Source organism: Segatella copri (assembly GCF_002224675.1).
Taxonomy (GTDB): Bacteria; Bacteroidota; Bacteroidia; order Bacteroidales; family Bacteroidaceae; genus Prevotella; species Prevotella copri_U.
In genome coordinates this window covers 58273-76914 of record NZ_NMPZ01000019.1, presented here as the reverse complement: position 1 = coordinate 76914, position 18642 = coordinate 58273, and the positions used below count along the sequence as shown (strand labels likewise).

At 38.4% G+C, this 18642-nt stretch carries 17 protein-coding genes; 16 read left to right on the top strand and 1 reads right to left on the bottom strand.

Annotated features, from left to right (window positions below; all coding sequences use genetic code 11):
- Positions 1-209: hypothetical protein (locus CFT61_RS17110; RefSeq protein ID WP_217899092.1), on the bottom strand; the 209-nt coding region annotated here is incomplete at its 3' end.
- A gap of 142 nt (positions 210-351) precedes the next feature.
- On the opposite strand from CFT61_RS17110, the gene CFT61_RS16630 reads away from it, so the two are divergent.
- The 16 genes from CFT61_RS16630 to CFT61_RS11710 all read left to right on the top strand — a co-directional run bounded on the left by CFT61_RS16630 (position 352) and on the right by CFT61_RS11710 (position 18582).
- Positions 352-579 carry a hypothetical protein gene (locus CFT61_RS16630; RefSeq protein WP_142990630.1) on the top strand — a complete coding sequence of 76 codons (228 nt, stop codon included), beginning with the start codon at positions 352-354 and terminating at the stop codon, positions 577-579.
- A complete protein-coding gene (locus CFT61_RS11775) occupies positions 579-1088 on the top strand; it encodes a hypothetical protein (protein ID WP_089544617.1) in 510 nt (169 codons plus the stop codon). Before CFT61_RS16630 ends, CFT61_RS11775 begins: the two co-directional genes overlap by 1 nt.
- 296 nt (positions 1089-1384) lie before the next feature.
- A complete protein-coding gene (locus CFT61_RS11770; protein WP_089544616.1) occupies positions 1385-4000 on the top strand; it encodes an HD domain-containing protein in 2616 nt (871 codons plus the stop codon).
- 17 nt (positions 4001-4017) lie between these two features.
- The gene (locus CFT61_RS16625) at positions 4018-4368 is read left to right on the top strand and encodes a hypothetical protein (RefSeq protein ID WP_142990629.1); all 351 of its coding nucleotides are present in this window, start codon (positions 4018-4020) and stop codon (positions 4366-4368) included.
- 3 nt (positions 4369-4371) lie between these two features.
- Positions 4372-5148, top strand: a complete 777-nt coding sequence (locus CFT61_RS11765; protein WP_142990628.1) for a hypothetical protein — start codon at positions 4372-4374, stop codon at positions 5146-5148.
- 8 nt (positions 5149-5156) lie between these two features.
- Complete coding sequence (locus CFT61_RS11760; RefSeq protein WP_089544614.1) at positions 5157-5429, top strand: hypothetical protein; 273 nt, start codon at positions 5157-5159, stop codon at positions 5427-5429.
- 833 nt (positions 5430-6262) lie between these two features.
- A complete protein-coding gene (locus CFT61_RS11755; protein ID WP_176425595.1) occupies positions 6263-6943 on the top strand; it encodes a virulence RhuM family protein in 681 nt (226 codons plus the stop codon).
- Between the two features lie 222 nt (positions 6944-7165).
- Entirely contained in the window at positions 7166-7489 is a 324-nt protein-coding gene (locus CFT61_RS11750; protein WP_089544613.1) for a hypothetical protein, read from the top strand.
- A gap of 18 nt (positions 7490-7507) precedes the next feature.
- Positions 7508-8509, top strand: a complete 1002-nt coding sequence (locus CFT61_RS11745) for a ComEC/Rec2 family competence protein (RefSeq protein ID WP_089544612.1) — start codon at positions 7508-7510, stop codon at positions 8507-8509.
- Positions 8497-9789, top strand: coding sequence for a S1 family peptidase (locus CFT61_RS11740; RefSeq protein ID WP_089544611.1), 1293 nt, complete (start codon positions 8497-8499; stop codon positions 9787-9789). The genes CFT61_RS11745 and CFT61_RS11740 overlap by 13 nt, the downstream gene beginning before the upstream one ends.
- Positions 9790-9791: 2 nt before the next feature.
- A complete protein-coding gene (locus tag CFT61_RS11735) occupies positions 9792-10220 on the top strand; it encodes an ABC-three component system middle component 1 (protein ID WP_089544610.1) in 429 nt (142 codons plus the stop codon).
- Entirely contained in the window at positions 10207-13308 is a 3102-nt protein-coding gene (locus CFT61_RS11730) for an AAA family ATPase (protein WP_089544609.1), read from the top strand. The genes CFT61_RS11735 and CFT61_RS11730 overlap by 14 nt, the downstream gene beginning before the upstream one ends.
- 17 nt (positions 13309-13325) lie before the next feature.
- Positions 13326-14084: a hypothetical protein gene (locus CFT61_RS11725; RefSeq protein WP_089544608.1), complete on the top strand. Its 759-nt coding sequence runs from the start codon at positions 13326-13328 to the stop codon at positions 14082-14084.
- Between the two features lie 367 nt (positions 14085-14451).
- Positions 14452-15681 (top strand): adenylyltransferase/cytidyltransferase family protein, encoded by a 1230-nt coding sequence (locus CFT61_RS11720; RefSeq protein WP_089544621.1) that lies wholly within the window; start codon positions 14452-14454, stop codon positions 15679-15681.
- Complete coding sequence (locus CFT61_RS11715; RefSeq protein ID WP_176425594.1) at positions 15644-16831, top strand: sugar MFS transporter; 1188 nt, start codon at positions 15644-15646, stop codon at positions 16829-16831. The genes CFT61_RS11720 and CFT61_RS11715 overlap by 38 nt, the downstream gene beginning before the upstream one ends.
- 275 nt (positions 16832-17106) lie before the next feature.
- Positions 17107-18582 (top strand): AAA family ATPase, encoded by a 1476-nt coding sequence (locus CFT61_RS11710; protein ID WP_089544607.1) that lies wholly within the window; start codon positions 17107-17109, stop codon positions 18580-18582.
- Positions 18583-18642 lie beyond the last annotated feature (60 nt).

Sequence of the window (18642 nt, the reverse complement as noted above, 5' to 3'; positions counted from 1 at the left end):
GTATTGAAGATTAGTGGAAGTGAGTCTATTGGTTTTTCAATGCTGTGATACATATCACAACTCTCATAACTCGGGAAGAGCCATCTTCTCAGGGGAAGCGGAGCTATATCCGGCAGTTGAGACCATTTAATATATTTTATAAAAAACTCCCCATCTGTTTTCAGATGAGGAGCATTTTCTAGAGATGGAAGTCGATTTCCTTCAGCCATTCCTGCAATGAGGAACATTCAGGCGGTCCCATCCCGCACAACCTGGCGAGACCTTTGATTGGTCCGCCAACCTTATAGTGTAGTGGCTCTGAGCACCGGAGGGCGGTTTTCCTCTTCTTCCCTGAGGGGAAATGCTTACGTAATGAAGTTTTTTTATTTAATTCCTTGGTGTTTACGTCAGAAAGTAGTATCTTTGCAGCAGTCTTTAAATATAGGAGGTTATACAATGATTGAAATTAAAGAAACATTAGTTATTAAAAGCGATTCCCCAAAGGTAGCAGAGTGGGTGAAGCGTATGAAGGCATATAAGGCAGCTCAGCTCCAAGATATGGCTAAACGAGGTTGCGAGGTTTGTGAAATAGCTATGTAATGGATGCATTTGAATATAGATTTACAAGCAAGACGGGTGATATATATATCGTGCGAATTCTGAATGATGGAGCGAGATTTTTGTCATCTGAAATGATTTCCGCCTTAGAAAAGTCTGATGTTGAGGTATGGGGAATATATCTCAACAGAGTAGGTAGTTATAAACATGTGACAGGGATTCGGGATTTATCACTTATCTCTAATCAAATTTATAGCTTCTTCAGGTCTCATGACAATGCGATATTGTATTATGTATGCGATGATATAGCCGATGTTCCGATGAATGCTCGCAAAAAGGCAGAAGGCTTTTCGGTACAGTATTATCGTAACAGACTTTTTACTAGTTTGTTTTATAAGCTTCAAGGGTTATTAGATATGAATGTTGTTGATTTACCAATTTGCATTGATGCTTGTGGTAACGATATGTATATTCATATAATGGTTCGCGAAGAACAATTGGATGTTGCTAAGAGAATCAAGCAAGACGTGCTTGATGGTTTTAGCAAATAGGGCAGACTTTCTTACCCGCATGAAAGATGGGGATAAGGACTATAAGTCTATGTTTCCATGTTACTATGTTGAAAAAACAGATGAGGTGAGGGAGTGTGATTAGCAATCCTTCACCCTAAAAGATAACGCAAACGAGCGCAATGAAAGCTGGCTTTCAAATTACCGAGTGCAGCTTATCTTCTGCAATAACGATACAAAATAACTTTTTTCAAAAAACTGATAGGTGTAACTACTTGTAATATAGTGGAGTGAAGTTGTATTGTTGGTATACGTTGTAATGGTAATAATGAGATATTATGGAAAAATTTGAATTGACAAATCTTTGGAATTCTAGTTTGGGGTTGAAAAATCAACAAGATAATTCTCAAAAGCAAATAGATTTTTTGTGCTCTTCATTTTTTCGAATGAGAAATAAAGCCAAATTATTAGCTTCAGAGATTAATCGTAGTTTGCCTGATTTTACAGTGCATGATATAACCCATGCAGATACTTTGTGGGGAATAGCATCTTTGGTTCTCCAAGAAAGTCAAGCTCTAAACCCAGCAGAAGCTTTTGTTTTAGGTGCAGCTTTTCTCATTCATGATTTAGGTATGGGAATTGTTGCATATGAAAATGGTATAGAAACGCTTTCTGAGTTGGATTTATGGAAAGATACATACGCTTCCCTCAAAAAGAAGTATGGTGAGTCTTTTGGAGATGATGACATTCGTTCTTGGTCAAGTCAGATTGTCTTACGAGAATTGCATGCTCAACGTGCTTCGGCTTTAGCTACATTCTCTTGGAAAGATGCTGATGGTAGACAAACATATCTTATAGATGATCAGGATCTTAGAGATTCTTATGGTGATATTATTGGTAAGATTGCGGCAAGTCATGGTTCTACCATTGAAGATATGTTAAATTTATTGGGAACAAATCTTTGTGGTGCACCAGGTTTTTTACCTTCATCTTGGACAATAGATCCGATAAAGTTGGGAAGTATAGTTCGTGTTGTAGATGCGATAAATGTAGATGATACGAGGGCTCCTAGTTTCTTGTTTGTACTAAGGAATCCTAAAGGTTTATCAAAAAAACATTGGACCTTTCAGAATAAACTAAATCAGCCGATATTAAAAAAAGACAGGCTTCTTTTTACTTCCAAATCTCCGTTTACTCTAACTGAGTGTGATAGTTGGTGGCTTTGTTTTGATACCTTGCGTATGATAGATTCCGAATTGCGTAGTGTTGATTCTCTTTTGTCCGATTTAGGTAAAGAAAGATTGGCGGTAAAAGGCATTGCTTGCGTTGATTCTCCAATGCGCTTGTCTGAGACTGTAAAAGTTGAAGGATGGGAACCTGTTGATACAACAATCAATGTGTCTAATGTTCCTAAACTGGTTGCGACTTTAGGTGGTGAGGAATTATACGGAAGAAATATGCTTGTTCCCCTTCGAGAATTAATACAAAACGCTTCAGATGCAATTCGAGCAAGAAGATTGCTTGAGGATGAACCTAATTTTAATGGGAAAATTAAAGTTTCTTTAGGTAATGATGGGGACGATATTTATATTGATGTTGAAGACAATGGTGTTGGTATGACAACATCAGTTATGACAAAGTCTTTGTTAGATTTTGGGGAATCTTTTTGGGGAACCTCTTTGATGCATAAGGAGTTCCCTACATTAGAGGCAAAAGGTTATCATTCGACAGGGAAATATGGTATCGGTTTCTTTTCAGTCTTTATGTGGGGAAGTAAAATAAGTGTCTATTCGAAAAAATACATGTTAGGTAGAGAACAAACTAATGTGTTGGAATTTTCGACAGGTGTTACAGAAAGACCTATTTTAAGAAAAGCAACAAAAACAGAATATATAAAAGATGGTGGTACAAAAATTCGTGTTTGGTTAAAAGATAAAACCATATTACATGATATTTTATTTGATTACGATCTTAATAAAGAGGTAACTTTAGAAGAGATATTAGGAAGGTTATGTCCTAGTTTAGATTGCAATTTATATTTAGGAGAAAGTAATGAACCTCTAGTTCGCAGAGATGATTGGGTAACTTTACCCCCATTACAATTATTATCAAGACTATATGGTAAGTCAAGATATACTGTATTAGAGGAACAGCAGAAAGATAAGTTGAATCTTATATCCCAAAATATGAGTTTGTTATACGATGATGCTGGAACTCCAATTGCTAGAATAGCATTATATAATGATGAACAGTTCTTTGTAGAAGGTCGTTTTTCTATAGGTAATGGTGCTCTGACTTTAGGCGGATTAGTCTCTAGTCATACAAACGGATTGGTTGGTATCGTAAAAGGTGAAAGTATTAATGCCTCACGGCATTGTGGTTATCCTTTTATAACAGAAAAGCAAATATCTGAATGGGCGACAGAGCAAGCAAAACTTTTATCAGAAAGTTCTTTGAGTTATGATTGTCAGGAGGCTTGTGCAGAAATTGTTTGTTGTTTAAGAGGTGATACTCAAGGGTTAAAATGTTTTGGCCATCGGGATTGTAATTTGTCTTATTCAGAATTGGTAGACAAGATAAAAAGAGATAAACTTGATAAATGTATTTTTGTTTCAGAATCATCTATTCATTATAGATTCAATAATATAGTTGATGGAATACGTTTTGAAAGTAATCCAAATGTCTTTTGGGGAGAAGCTGGCAGTTTCTCGATCCTTGGTTATTGGGGATTTGATGATCAACTTAATCAATGGCCAAATCCTGATGGATACCTTTATGAAAAGTCTATATCTGATTTGTTTATTAAAGCGGTTGCCGAAGCATGGGATATTGGAATTGAAGACTTAAAAAGCCAGTCTCAGTTTTCAAGTGATGAAACAAGGTATAGAGCTGAGATAGGAACTTTTGCAGGCAAACCTGTAATTGATGATTTTGTAGATATATTAAAAAGGTAACATTGTGAAAACGTTCTATGGATTCTGCTAAGCGAGCAAGCCTTGCCTTAATAATAGGTAGGGCGGTAAATCAGAACTATCAATCTGTTTATGATTTTGGAGTTGGTAAGCTTTGTATGTTTACAAGTTCTGGTAGCGTTGATAACATCCATGTCTTGGATTTTCAACGTAACTGCATAATTACAGGCTCTCTGTCAAACTTGTATGATATGGGTACCAATTCATTTACTACAGTTAATATGAACGGAAGTTCATTCAGTGGATTTGATTATGGTACAACCTCTTACTTTTCTGGTAATGTCAATGGTAATATCGTAATGATATATGATGGTCAAAATTCATCTTATAATACGTATTCATTAATGTAGGTTATGAGGATAGTTATATTCAAGTTTGTCCTGCCATCGTTGTTTTTGGGTGTCTTTATCGGACTTTGTGTTCCATATAGCTTGTTTTCAAGTATTTGTCCAGAGCCATTGCTGCAAGTTTGTCAACATAGCTTTTGGGACTGGTTCTTACGAATAGTGCAAGTGGTAGGTTCAATAGCTGTTGTCATTGTTGCATTGTTTAAGGAAGACTGGATGGCTTATTGGTACACACCATCTTTGAAACTTGAAACATCATATGATGATTTGACAGAAAATCTGGTGCATGATGGCAATTCGGATATTGTTGATTCCTATCGAGTCAAGTTAAGACTGGCTAATGAAGGGAAATCACCAGCTAACAATTTACGGGTTTATGTAGATAAAATTGTTTTCCGAGAGTCTTCTAAGAGTTTGACATCAGAAGATATACTGAAAGAGCCTTTTGCTATATTTCTAGACAAGGGTAATGATACGGTTTGTTTGCCTAAATATGGTGAGCTATCAACAGAATGGCTCTCTATGATGATGGTTACGCCAAAATCTCCTGTTGATGGGGCTGAACTTCCTCCTCAATTATCTATGTTTATTGGTAGGAGTTTTGAAGTTGATGCAGAACATCAATCAGGCTTATTAGATATAACTTTTAAAATAGTATGTGATGGAATGAAACCACAAACTAAAACATTACGTGTTGAATGGAATGGAAAGTGGCGTTCTAGAAAAAGTGATTTGGTAAGCGTTTTAGGTTATGAATGGATTGATTTCATTAATAAAAAATAGGAAGCGGTATGATAGCAAAAGAATATTGTATAGCCTTTTGTGAAGGCTACTTCTACGCCCAATTAGGCGAGAAGCTAACAAATGGCAAAGTAACAGAACATACACTGGACTTAGCTAAGGAAACGGCTCAGACATGTATGGAGCAACAGATTGCCTATTCTAGTTTTGATGAAAAGCAAAAGCAGGAGATGAAAGAAAACCTTCATGAATGGGCAGATACTGTGATGCAGGGTTTCAAGAAACGTTTGCGTGAGAGTGGCAGATTGATAGAATCTTTATGATGCGCTAGCCGACAAACAATCGCAACTTGTTGCGTAGACACTTATCGGCAGCCCTTTAGGGCACAGGCTCCGCTGACGATACCAAAACTCTGGCGGCGCTATAGCAGAGCCAGCTACATCCTTTCCCTTAATGGTTAAGGGAAAGGCTTGGTTTAGGATTAAGGACCCTCCCGCAGGGGAGGGACAGGTGGGGCATTTATAGCACTGGTGGGCGGTTACATCCTCTCGTTCCTGAGGAAAGAGAGGCTTGGTGAGAAAGGTGGAGCTCCCTTTGGCTAAAGGGAGACGGAGGGATTCGAAAAGATGACTTCTTTAATGGTAAAGAAGGACGGGATGATTTTAGAAAAACTGATATCCGCCAAAGCTTCCCTGAGCCTTATGCCAGTATGTATTGTCAGCAGTTTGATAAATTCAAGAATGTTGCAGATTTCTTTGAATTTGCAGCAAAGTTAATGAGGAGATAACAATATATTTATTACTAGTCTTTGTTTTTCTCAGACTTGTGTAAATATGCATCAAACTTAGGCATATAGTATCGTTATCCCCAGGCGGTCCCATCCCGCAAAATATGGCGAGACCTTTGATGGTCCGCCAACCTTATAGCGTAGCGGTTCCGAGCACCGGAGGGCGGTTACATCCCTAATCCCTATGGTAGGGATTTAGGGCTTGGGTATAGGGTAAGGACCCTCCCGCTGGGGAGGGACAGGTGGGGCAGATTATAGCACTGCAGGGCGGTTACATCCTCTCGTTCCTGAGGAAAGAGAGGCTTGGTGAGAAAGGTGGAGCTCCCTTTGGCTAAAGGGAGACGGAGGGATTCGAAAAAATGTATGATTATGGCATACGAAAATAACAAAATACAGGCAACCACTGATAAATCTCAGATAGTGCTCTATCAACCAGATGAAAGCATTTCTCTTCAAGTAAAAATAGAAGAAGATACGGTATGGCTTACGCAAGCTCAAATGGTTGAACTTTTTGGTTCTAGTAAAGCTAATATTAGTGAGCACATTACTAATATTTATCAGCAAGGAGAATTGATGCAGTCAGCAACTGTTCGGAAATTCCGAACAGTTAGAAAAGAAGGCAATCGTATGGTTACACGTAATATGGATTACTATAATCTTGATATGATTATATCCGTCGGCTTTCGTGTAAATAGTCATCAAGGTATTCGCTTTCGTCAATGGGCAAACAATGTTTTGAAGGAATATCTTCTTCGTGGATATGCAGTACATCAGCAAATGCTTCAACTGGAGCAACGTATTGACAGCAAACTTATGTTGCAGCATGATGAGATGCAACGAATAAAGGATACCCAAGCCAAGCAGCAACAGCAGCTCGATTTCTTTATTCGAACCTCCACCCCTCCTGCCGAGATGGTCTTTTTCGAAGGTGATTTCTATACAGCAAGAGTTGCTTTGGAGAACTTGGTTCGTACAGCCAATCATCGAGTAATCATCATAGATGGCTATGTTTCATCGCTAACTCTTCCCCAACAATCATATAGATATTAGAAAATGGCGTAACGAGTCTCATGATCGCTGGCTTATCATAGATGACAGTCTCTATCACTGTGGTCATTCATTAAATGCCAATGGCGGTCATAAGATTTCCGCCATAACCCTGATGGACACCTCTCCAGAAGTAATCCTATCAAGAGTAGAATAAAACTTATTCCTCATTCGAGCGACGACCAGTGCAGAGCGATACTGCAATGGGGAACAAAATATAAAATCATGAAATCTTATTTCTCAATAAAGCCAGGAGCAACCTTCTTATTAGGTAGCTCCCAGATCCTCGTCTATCATAAAGACGATGCCAACACCTACGTAGTACGCAAGATGCGCAAGACCCAGTACAAGCTTCAGAAGCTATTCTTGGTAGCAACTTACGAGGATAAGGAAACCCAGGAATGGCACATGCTCATGGCTGATGAACTACGTGAGACTTTGTCTAGTAACTATAAGTTCTATCTCGACTTGGCAGAGAAAGGTCAAAAGGGTCCTACTGCCAAACGACTTCGTATGATGGCAGCGATGAAGAGGATAATGGGAGAATGAAATTTTATATAAACTGTTATGGCAATAAATATAACTTTACTTCCTGCCGAACATGGTGATTGTATATTCGTTTCTGCATACGATTACAATATTCTCATAGATGGAGGTGTCGCCCAAACTTATCAGGATTTGCATGACAGAAGAAATCCTGATAAGCCATTGAAACTATTGGTAGACAAGTTGCATGAAGAGAATAAGCATATAGATTTACTTATTGTTACGCATGTTGACGATGATCATATAGGAGGAATCATAGAATGGTTTGAAGATGAGTTTCCTAAAGAAAATTTTGTGAGAGAAATCTGGATGAATGACGATGTTATTCTATCAGATAAATCCAGTTTGCAAAATTCTCCAACCCAAGCTGGGAAACTACTTGAATTGTGGAGAGACAAAGGACGGTGCTATAACAACAACATAGTGCAAGGAGAAGAATTTGATAGAGGACCCTTTCATATCAAAATATTAGCTCCATTGTCAAAATATCGAAACAGCATTGCCGAGAAGATAAGTGCTTCATTGCATAATACAGGCACAGCCAATGGCGCTGATTCTGTATCATTAAAAGAACTGGCAGCAAAACCATGGAAGAATGGAACCCTCACAAAAGAGAATAGAGCTTCCATTGCTTTTGAACTCTCTACCAAAGAAGGTGATAAGGTATTGTTGCTTGGTGATGCTCATATTAAAGATATTCTGAATGGGCTTGATTGCTTTTATCCAAATCAAGAACATCCCATCAAATACAAAATTATAAAACTCTCACATCATGGTAGTAAGAACAATTTTTGTCCAGCCTTTATACAGAAGGTACATGCAGATATTTTTCTAGTTTCTACCAATGGAGATTTCTTTGGGCATCCAGATAAAGAGGTGATTGCTCAAATAATCTGTAATACAGATTCAATTATAGGCTTCAATTACGGAGAACGTAAGGATAGCTTGTTTACCAATCAGGACTTTATGGATTTTCCCAATTTGAAGGAACGTGTATTTACCACTATATCATGCTTGGAATAGACGATATAAAACAGAAACTTACAGTTAGGGTTAATGATGGAACAGGTGTCCTTGTTTCTCCATTAGATAAGGACATCTTGTATGTATTTACATGCAGACATGTTGTGTTAGATGAAGGTAAAAACATATTGCCACTAGACAAAATTACCATCAGCTATGATGAGATAAATAGTAAACAGGCACATGTCTTTACCATTCAAAGTATTGAAGTCTCTGATCGAGGAGACAGCGATATTGCTGTATTGGTTGTGAAACGTGACATAGATATTCCTCATCTTTATATATCATCTGAAAGAATAGAATGTTTTCATATAGGCTTTCCTAAATGTCGAAAGGACGCAGAAAATAAAATAGGAAATATCTTGGTACTGCATATTGCACATTTTGATAGTAACAGTGAAATAGATATTGTAGAATATCAATATGATGTACAGAATAGCAAAAAGGAAATCAAAGGTATGTCTGGAGGAGGCATTTTCAATAAAGATGGTAAATTGGTTGGTATTCATACTCAGTCTGCTATGCATGACAAGCAGGAAATGCTTGGCAAGAGTGGAATGCTTCCAGTATCTCTCTTTTTGCAACTTATTGCTGAAAAAAAGTTACCGCCAGTCCTTAAATTTGATTTAAGTTACTTTGGCAAGATGGTTGGATGGGTGTTTGACTTCAGTCGTGAGCGCTTTGTAGACGATAGAACTGCTCAATTTACATCTGATTTAGACCAATATAAAGCCATAGTTGAGCAATGGTCTCCTATTCGGATATTTGATGTATTGATAAAGAATGGTAAAATCAATGAAGGAACAAAATTGGAAGGCTTGGACCAAAGATATTGGCAAGCATTCACCTTGTTTATAGTTGGTGTTATAGCCTTGCTTGACTTGAATGAGCCTGATGGCGAAAAAGCAATAGTCTCTTTGTATGAGAAATTCCACTATTGCTATTCCAACGAAGAATTGGATGTATATGATGTAAGGGAAAAACTTGAAGCCAAGTTGGTTGTTGGAAAAATTAAGGGAGCATATCTTGTAGTGGGTGGACTCAATAAAACCGTATTTTATGGAAACTATGCTGCTCCCAAAGCACAGGTACCCGACCTCAGAAAGGCGGAAATCATAGAAGAAAATGATATTTCAAGGTCTCGTTCAAATGTATTCAATCAGATGACAATTATCAATAATAACATCTTTGAGACTGCTGTCAAGGATTGTGCCAATACAATAAAGGAAGTTACGATAGAACATTATCGTAACAAGTTGAAAGAAATTATAGAAGTGTAGGTATGGAAATCACTCTTGATGTTTGGAAAAAAGACTGCTTTGGAATCGGTCGGGAATTTGTAGTTGCAGTAACCCCAGTTCTAACAGAAAAAGAACTGCGCCAGTATTGGAAAGATTTCAGGAATCTTCTTATTCATGACTACCAAATTGAAGATATAGATGAGTTTACTCGTTGGAACTTCTATCTTTTTTATGTTGTTCCAGACAAAAACATGATAGACCGTTCGCTGAAATACAAAATAGAGCATGATACAATATCCTCTCGTAAAATTATAGTCAACGAAAGTGACATAAAAGAAGGTGCGGACAATTTAATAGACCTATACATAAGGTATATTATAAAACCTACAGAGCAAATGAAAAAGGGATTTGCAATGTATGACAGTAATCCAGAACTCTTAAAGATATATCAAAGCAATGAAGATAAATAAGGTGAACATACATGCTTTCCGACTTTTTGGAGATGAGTCGGTTGATTTTTCTGCTAAAAAAGATAGCAGAAAAACAGCAAACTTTGTTGCTCTTTATGCTCCGAATGGATTTGGCAAGACAAGTTTCTTCGATTCAATGGAATTCTGTATGACTGGAAAAATTCATCGTCTTGATGATAATCTTCCAGAAAATGCCAGTGAGGACAAATCTCATTCTGGCAATAAATCTTTTATACATAACAAGGATTTACCAGGAGAGCATATAAAAGTCGAAATGGATTTCGACGACAGAAATTCTATTGTTAGAACTTGCAATCCAGATGAAGAATATCAGATATTACAAGGTGATGGAGAAAACGCATTTTTCACAAATGCCATTCTGTCACAGGATTTCTTCTCTGAATTTATTTCAAACAAGGATGCCAAAAGTCGTTTCGAGATATTTACGAAAAGGTTTAAGGAAACTGAAGGATTGTTGGATTATAGGCTTTGGTTAAAAGAGAAGTACACAAGCAGTGGACGCCAAATCACTTCATTGGGCAGACAAATAAAGGATAAAACAGCCCAATTGAATCAAGAAATTGTAAATGTAGATTTGAAGGCAAAACTATCAGATGTCTTAGTCTCTTTAAAATCTGTGGGTATCTCTGTTGATATCAAAGAGTCTTTCTCTGACAAATACTTGAAGGAACTCATGTTTCAAGCAGAGATTTGGCAGGAACAATCTACTAAACGTCATGAAGGTTTGACCTCATTAATTACTGCTTACCAGAAAGCGAAAAGCGGTACAGATGAACTAACCAGTATCTATCAACTCCCAGCACTTGCAGAAAGAAAGAACTCTATCCAAAAAGAAGTTGATGAAATTCAGCATAGTCTTTCCTACATTAAAAGGTATAGAGAACTGTCCGAACTGTTGTGCAGATTGCAAGAACAGGAAGTAGCATCTAAAGAAAAAAGCGAAAGACAGGCATTCTTGATTGAGCATTATGCACAATTCTGCGAGATTGATAACGAATTAGCAAACAAGCTGTTATATGTAGAAAAGCAAAATGCTCTAATCAAAGAGATTTTAAAAAGCAAAGAAATAACCGCCAAACAATTGTCTCTTTTCCAAGACGAATTGTCAACCCTTGCGAGAAAACGAATTATAGTGATTGAGAAACTGGAGCATCTTCATAAAAATTATGAGGAAATGAACAGGTTAAGAACATCACTTGATGATGTGTCAAAGAAGTTGTCGATTACTCTGTCAAAAAAAGAAGATTTGGACAAGGAGCTATTATCGCTACGCATCCAGTCAGACAAACTTCATTCCTTGTACGAATCTCTATGCGAACGAAAGGTAAGTTTGGCAGATGGCTTTTTCGTGAAAGAAATGAAGAACATTGTTGATGTCTTGCATGAGATTGGAAATAAAGATAAAGAAATAGCAGATGTTGATAAAGCGATAGTAGAAAAGAAAAGCTATCTTGGAGATATAGAGGCATTAGTAACCAACTTACGTGTTATTCTTTCCAAAATAGAAGGAGGCGTATGTCCTTTGTGTGGCTATGATTATCATTCGCATGAAGCTCTTTTAGAAAGTATCTCAACGAATACAATTGTAGAGGAATCCCTACAGCTGGATATTGAGAAGAAAGAACAACTTGTATCTTCCAAGGAAGAACTCAATACTAAAAAAGAACAACTTTTCACGGATTTAATAGCTTCAGTTGATGAACACCTGGAGAAAGCAGAAATTCAAATTAAGGAAACAAAATCCAATCATGACAAAGTTGTTAAAAGTATATTGGAACAGACTATTAGTATAGAAAAAATCCAAAGTCGCTTAAAGGAAGCATATACAGAACTGGCAGAAATGCCAGAGGATAAAATGCGTCGAGTTTTAGAAGATAGCAAGAAGCAGTATTCTGATAGTATAATTGAAAAACAGAATCGTTTGAAATCTATTGAAGAGGAGCATACTAAAAAAGATTTGCAGCTTGTTGTTATCAACAAGAGTTTAGAAACAGCGTACAAAGAAATCTCAACCATCAAATCTGGCGATTTTTATATTGAATATATTAGTAAATCAGAAAATGCTCGTGTGACAGAAGAAGTGCTATCACAATGGAAAAATTCGATTAAAGAAGAGAATGTAAAACAAAACAAGTTCAAAGTACAAATTCAAAATTTCAATCAAGAATTGAATGAACTGAAAGAACGAAATGTTGCTATTGAGCAAACTGAAGTTCTACAAAAGCAATATGATGAGAAAATAACACAAATACACCAAATAGAGTGGCAGCGAGCACGGATATTGGATTATCTTGAAACAGGATGCAGTTTAAACGAAACGATTACTCAGAGTTGTGACCAAGATGTCATTCTAATATTTGAGCAAAGTCTCAAGGAACAGAAGTCATTGAAGGAAGAACAAGAGAAACGTCAAACGGCATTAGATGATTATATATCGGTTCTGCATCTTGTTGAGAAATTTCTCGATAACAGACGCATTGAGGCAGAGCTTTCTAATTTGAAAAAACTGGAGGAAGAGAAAAGTCTTTTAAGAAATGCTTGCAAGAAAGAGATAGAGGGCATCGAACTACACCTTGAAAAATTCGTGGATAGTTATTTTGAAATTGACCTTATCAATAGGTTGTACAATGCCATTGATCCTCATCCCGATTACAAGGAGATACAGTTCAAATGTGATTTCAAGCTAAAAAATCCACGATTGAAAGTTTTAGTAAATAGCAGGGAAGATGGAAAAGAAAGTATTGTGCCAAACTTGTATTTCAGTACTGCCCAAATCAACATTCTTTCTTTTTGCATATTTCTAGCAAAGGCATTGTTTGCAACCGATGATGAAGGAAAAAGCATGGATTGTATATTCATTGATGATCCTATCCAAGCTTTGGATGACATCAATATTCTTTCCATCATAGACCTTTTGAGAAATGTAGCCTTTTCAATGGACAAACAGATTGTTTTGACTACACACGACCGCAACTTCTTTGAGCTATTGCAAAAGAAAGTTCCTGATACACTTTTTAACTCTCGGTTCATAACGTTGCCAGAGCGTGGAAAGTTTGCGTATGTGTAACTTCTAAAAAATACAATATGACCACATATAAATATGAAGATGGAGATAAAGAGCTTTTTGCTAATGAAATGGATGAAGTTGAGAACGTTTCTTATAGGGATACGATGATTAAATTTCATGCTTCATCAACAGCTCCAGTTTTAAAAGCATATCTTGATAAAGATAAGAAATGTAGGCTTCCATACAATGACGATATTGTTTATCGTGCAGCATCAATAATTGCAGAGAAGACATATGAAAACTTTACAAAATGTAGTTTTGATAGTTGCTTTGAAAGCCTTTTTAAGAAAGAATTGAGCAAAAAAGAACAAATACGTCTATTAAAGGGGGCTCAACTCACCGAAACTCAATTATTTTCTTTGTTCAACTTTGCTGAAGAATGTGGGTATAAGTTTAGTCATTATAAATGGCAAGGCGATCCTAAAAGTGTAAAAGAAGAGAAATTACCTTCATTTATGCATATGAAAGATGATGGGAGCATAGAATATATTGGCGAAACTACTCTTACTGAGGGACAAATGCGAACAATTATAAACCAAGCAGATGTGCTGATTGTGAGAATTTTCGATAATGGTAGTCATTGGCATTGTTTTTTGCAAACATATAAAGGTTTGAAAGGGATGGAATCTGGTGTACAAGGAAGCAGGCCTCACTTGCATTACCTTTCTGATTCTTTCGGCATATCAAAAGCCGATTTGGTGAAAATGATAAAAATTGGAAGATACCCAAATACCCCAGTACATATTCCTTTATTAAGTGATAAATCTGAAGACTAATTTTAAAATGTCAACTCAATCTTTAGATAATGACAAACCAGCATCGCATTTAAGGCGGTCCCATCCCGCAAAATCTGGCGCAGACCTTTGATGGTCCGCCAACCTTTATAGCGTAGCGGTTCTGAGCACTGGAGGGCGGTTACATCCCCGCTTCCTGAGGAAGAGGGGCTTGGGGAGAAAGTGGAGCTCTCCTTGCAGGAGAGACGGAGAGGTAGAAAAAACTCCTTCTTTAACGGTAAGGAAGGACGGGTAGGTTTTCGAAAAAGAATAAGAAAAAAATAATATAATAATAGAAAAGTAGCCCTTATTACGGGTATTACAGGTCAGGATGGATCATACCTGGCAGAGTTATCATATCATAAAGTTTATGGCAAAAAAAGTATTTGTAAGTGGATGTTACGATTTACTCCACTCCGGGCATGTTGAGTTCTTCCAGCAAGCCTCACATTATGGCGACCTGTATGTGGGTATCGGATCGGATGCTACTTATCTGGAGTATAAGCATCGCAAGCCTATGTTCCCACAGGAGGAAAGGCTATTCATGGTCAAGAATATCAAGGCGGTGAAGGATGCGTACATCAATGAGGGAAGCGGAGTCATCGACTTCCTGCCAACTCTTGATAAGGTGAAACCGGATGTGTTTGTGGTGAACGCTGAAGGTGGATCTGATGAGAAACGCAGGATTTGTGCGGAAAGAGGCATCGAATATGTCGAACTCCAGCGCACGCCTCATGCGGGTTTGAAGGCACGGTCTTCTTCTGACCTGAAGAAGGCGTTATCGAACGTATCTGATAATTCGGCACAGGAGGCGGGGATTCCTACCCGTCTGGATCTGGCTGGTACTTGGATTGACCAGCCTTATGTAAGCATGTATCATCCGGGATGGGCGATTACCATCTCGCTGGAACCGACCTTTGAGGTGCGCGACCGCTGCGGTCTGTCTACCTCTACCCGTAAGATGATTCAGAAGATATGGCCGGTGAAGTTGCCGAAGATGGATCCGGAGGTGCTCGCCCGACTGGTATTCTGCTTTGAGAACAATCCGGAGCGTCACGATGGTATCATCTCTGGTGCCCAGGATTCTATCGGTATCTGTGTTCCCGGTCTGGTGCGTCATTATTATGACAACAACTTCTGGCCGGAGAAGATTGAGAGTACGCAGGATGAGATGACCCTCCGTTTCCTGGAAGACCATCTGGTGATGATTCCGATGGAACCGAGAAGACCGGGATGCAGTGTGGTGGAAGGTAAGGATATCACGCCTGAGAAGGTGAAGGCGCTGGCTGATGCAGCAGATGCTTGCTGGAAGGCGATTCTGGCGCACGACCTCGATGCCTTTGCTGCCGCATACAGGGTATCTTTCGAGGCCCAGATAGCGATGTTCCCGGGTATGGTGAATCCATCTATCAACGGTGTGATAGAACCGGAGGCGAGTGTGCAGCCGATGATTGACCGCTACAGCAGCATGGAGGAGGTTCTGGCATGGAAGATGCCGGGAGCCGGTGGCGGCGGTTATCTGGCACTGGTAGTAAAGGACAGTCTTAAATTTGCAGAGAATCATGACGAAGCCATCCATCTTCAGATACGAAGGGCATAACTATCTGGTGCCCTTCCTCATCATCAGCAGCCTCTTCTTCATGTGGGGCTTTGCCCATGGCATCCTGGAGGTGCTGAATCCGCATTTCCAGGAGACGTTCCATATCAGCAAGACGATGTCAGCCTTGACGCAGGCTGCTGTCTATGGTGCCTACTTTCTGATGGCACTGCCTGCCGGATGGATTATCCGGAAGTGGGGCTACAGGAGGGGAGTGATAACAGGACTGGTTCTCTTCGGTATCGGTGCCCTGATGTTCATACCGGGAAGCAGGATCAACAGTTTCTACTTCTTTGTTCTGTCGCTGTTTGTGATTGGATGCGGACTGACCTGTCTGGAAACAAGTGCGAATCCTTATACTACGGTACTGGGACATCCTGACAAGGCGGAGAGCAGAATCAACCTGTCGCAGTCGCTCAATGGTATCGGATGGATTGTGGGACCGCTGGTTGGCGGTCAACTTCTGTTCTCGGGTGTCAACATCGCCATTCCTTATGCCCTGGTGGGTATCTTCGTGCTTGCTGTGGCACTGGTCCTGTCAAGGATCAAGTTGCCGGACCCAAGGAGAGCGCATGAGGCGGATATGAACGAGATGGTGGAGGAGAAGCCGATGCGAGTGATGGCATTCGGTTTCGGTATGTTGACCTTGTTTCTCTATGTGGCAGCCCAGACGGGTGTGAACAGTTTCTTTATCAACTATGCGGAAGAGAGCATTCATATAGAGAAGCAGACCGCCAGTCTCTATCTCGCTTTTGGTGGAATGGGCTTATTCTTTGTCGGAAGACTGGCTGGTGGTGTGGCTATGAATTATATCCAGCCGAAGCTGGTTCTTCTAGCCTGTGCCATCCTTACGTTTATCGCCACATTGATAGTGGTGGTATGTAGTGGAACCTTATCCCTTATCGCATTCTTCGCCTTGTATTTGGGAGAGAGCATTATGTTCCCAACGATTTTCTCTTTAGCATTAAGAGATGCGGGAACCCAGACTAAGTTAGCATCTTCCTTGCTCATCATGACGATAGTGGGAGGAGCGATAGCTCCGGTACTGATGGGATATATAGCTGATACTACAGGCAGTATGGCGATTGCTTTTTTGATACCGCTCGTATGTTATGCCGTGATTGGCGGTTATGCCGCAACACGGAGAAGATGAATGTTGGTTGTCTTTTTGAACCTTTCCTTGTCATATAAAAATGGGATAGGGACTATAAGTCTATATTTAATGTTGCAATAAAAAATAATGTAAAGGAGTATGCTTGGCATTCAAATACATCAAATCCGATAAGATTCTTTCTAGTAACGGATAAGTGTAACTACTTGTATGTAGTTGAGATGCTATATTGATGCTTATAGCGTAAAGCAGTTTTAAACATTTTTTGATTTATGTGCAAACTATTGACGTTTTATATAATTATAAAAAAATAACATATGCCAGAACAGTCACAACAAAGACTCAAGTCTCTTTCGATTACCGGATTGAGACGATTAAAGAACTTGAATATTTCTTTTGAAGATAAAGAAGTTACTGGTATTTTTGGTGTAAATGGGTGTGGGAAGACAACCTTGTTGTATACTCTCCTATGTCTTTATAATCAAAAGAATCCAGTTGCTCAGTTTAATTTTGGTAATTTTTTCAAAAAGTGTTCTGCTAATGAGTTTGAAGATACAGAAATTGCAGCTGATGTTAGTTATCGAATAGGTAGAGACATACATGAGCCTACTGTATATTATAAAAAATCTGCAGGAAGTGATCGTTGGACACCGAAAACATCAAGACGCCCTGAAAGAAAAGTGTATTTCTTAGGCATATCGTCAAGTGTTCCTTCTATAGAAAATGAAAGAGAAACTACAGTAAACTATAGATTCGATGGCGATAATGATTTAGAAAACGGAATCTTAGGTTTGGCTAGACGAATACTTGGTATTCAATACACCCAGATTTCAAGAACAAGAAGAAATAACAAGGATTACTATCATGCAACAGTACAAGATGGAGCAAATTACTTTTCAATATCGATGGGGGCTGGTGAGCAGCGAGTTCTTCGTTTGTTAGAAGTCATAGAGAAAGTAGAAAACTATTCCTTAGTTGTAATAGATGAGATCGACTTGACTTTGCATAATGCAGCCTTAATGAGACTGATAGATTATTTGGTTGAAAAAGGAAGAAGCCGTCATATTCAGTTTATATTTTCATCACATTGTGAGGCTTTGACAAAGCGTAAGGATATAAATGTTCGACATTTATTTCAAACTCCAGTAAAGACTTTGTGCTTTAATGAGAGTAATCCTGAATGTTTGGAAAGTATGACAGGTGAAATTCTACGTCCTGTTGAAATTTATGTTGAGGATATTTTGGCAAAAACAATTGTAGCCCATGTCGCAAAGGAATTAGGGATTTCTAAAAGAGTAGTCATTAAGCAATATGGTTCATGTACTAATGCTTTTGTTGCAAGTTGCGGAATGCATATGTTGGGACATTCTTTAGAACATAAGCTGTTTGTTCTTGATGGAGATCTATATCGCACAGAAGAAGAATGTAAAAATCAGTTAAAGAAATTTTATTCTGGTACAGAACCTGATAAAGAGCAAAAACGAAATGAGGTATTACAACATATATTGCAATTAAATTTGCCTGATGGAGAGCAGCCAGAAAAGTATATTAATCATATATTAACGAACGAGATTGAAAATCAAAATTCAGAAATTGTAGCATTAGCAAAAAGTATTATTGAACCAGATGATCCTCATAAATATCTTGATGACATAATAGATGGTCTTGGAGACGAAGAAAATGTCGGGTTGTATAAGGTCGTAGATGAACTTGCGAAACATCCAGAATGGAGTTCTTATACGGAGTCTGTACGCAATTGGCTAATAAACGAAAAATATAATTTAGGATTATAACAAATGTTAAATCAAACATCAAATAATAATAGTCGAATAGCAAAGAATACGCTGTTTCTT